At 67.3% G+C, this 1,649-nt stretch carries 1 protein-coding gene; it reads right to left on the reverse strand.

Going from position 1 to position 1,649, the window contains the following annotated elements; all coding sequences use genetic code 11:
- Nucleotides 1-51 precede the first annotated feature (51 nt).
- Nucleotides 52-1,005 carry an SMC-Scp complex subunit ScpB gene (scpB, locus tag B551_RS27150; RefSeq protein ID WP_006579637.1) on the reverse strand — a complete coding sequence of 318 codons (954 nt, stop codon included), beginning with the start codon at nt 1,003-1,005 and terminating at the stop codon, nt 52-54.
- Nucleotides 1,006-1,649: the final 644 nt, after the last annotated feature.

Raw genomic sequence — 1,649 nt, forward strand, 5'->3', positions numbered from 1 at the left:
TTGATCGATAGAGTCGGACAAAGTATTCACACTCGCTTGTTGCATCTGGTGTTAGTTCGGGACGCGCGCGCCTTGCTCGTCGGCATCGCGTTCATCGAGTTGGGGCGCGTCGGCGTCGGCCTGGTCGGCTGTCTGGCCGGCAGCGTCGGCGGCTTCCGCGGCAGCGTCGCCGGTATCTTCGGCGGCCGCCGCGGCCGGCATCTCCGCGGATTCGGCAGGTATTTCAGGTTCGGCCGGTTCGTCGGTATCGGCCTGCGGCGGCGTCTCGTCTGCCTGTTCCGCAACATCGACCGCATCGACCGCATCGACCGCAGCGACCTCATCGACCGCAGCGACCTCATCGACCGCAGCGACCGCGACCGCATCGACGCCATCCGCCTGCGCCACACCTTCCGGCGCCGCGGCGAAGGTTTCCTCATCGGCGCCGGCCGCGGTGGCGACCTCTTCGAAGTCGATGGCGCCCTGGTTCAGCAGCGCTGCCTGGACCTGCGCCTGCGGATCCTCCAGCGGCGGCAGTTCATCCAGCGTACGCAGCCCCAGGTCGTCGAGGAAGGTCTTGGTGGTTGCGTACAGCGCCGGCTTGCCTGGCACGTCGCGATGGCCAATGACCTCGATCCAGCTGCGATCCTCGAGCTTCTTGATGACCTCGGTGCTGACCGTGACGCCGCGGATTTCCTCGATATCGCCGCGCGTGACCGGCTGGCGATAGGCGATGATGGCCAGCGTCTCCATCACCGCGCGCGAATATTTGGGCGGCTTTTCGGGATTGAGCCGGTCAAGGTATTCGCGCATCGCCGGACGGCTCTGGAAGCGCCAGCCGCTCGCCAGTGCCACCAGTTCGACACCGCGCGGCTCCCAGTCCTTGCGCAACTCCTCCAGCAGAACACGGATCGTGTCGGCGCCGACATCGTCGGCGAACAAGCGGCGCAGATCGGCGACGCGCAGCGGCTCCTGCGCGCAGATCAGCGCCGTCTCGAGGACGATTTTCGCCTCTTGGGTATTCATGTTGTGGTGTGCGGCCTGTCTTTGCATCTGCGTCCGTGACACCCGGACGCGCTGGAGATTGGTCGATTCAGCGGCGCGCGTTCCGCTTCAGGGACGCCTGCCGCCATTCATCGCGCAGCCGACCGGGATGCTTGCCGCATCGGGTCCGCGCGCTTCTCATCGGTGCATCGATTGCCGGTCCGTTCCGGCAGAAGATCGTCCGCCCGTCTCCCGATATCGGTCGGCGGAAGGACCAGCGCGTCGCGCCGTCTCCCCTGTTGCGGCCGACACGCCCGGACAGCCGCGACCGTCCGGAATGCGAGACAACTTGGTCATGGCCTGGCGTGCAGCCTGTCGGGCCCCTCGCTGCCACGCCGCTGGCCGGTATTCTTGGCCGATGTCGACATCGGATGTTCTAGCCGGACAGTGCGGGGAGGGAGATGGGTATGGATACCCATGAGTGCCTTGACAGACGCCTGGATCAAGCGCGACCGGGCGACCACGACACCTGCGCGAAAGCGGCCCGGTCGCCGTGGCTTCCCGCGATTGTATGGCATTCCCGCGCCGGCCTGCAACCGCGGCCTTGGCGGGCGGGCGGCGCCCGTCCTCACAGGGTCAGGCAGAAGCCGTGGGCGGCCAGCGTCTCGGGCAGCATCGCGGCCCGC

The sequence above is a fragment of the Cupriavidus sp. HPC(L) genome (assembly GCF_000307735.3).
In the GTDB taxonomy this organism is placed as follows: domain Bacteria; phylum Pseudomonadota; class Gammaproteobacteria; order Burkholderiales; family Burkholderiaceae; genus Cupriavidus.

Bases quoted from the DNA above. Each gene is read 5' to 3' on its own strand.
- scpB (WP_006579637.1), bottom strand. From the start codon at position 1,005: ATGAATACCCAAGAGGCGAAAATCGTCCTCGAGACGGCGCTGATCTGC.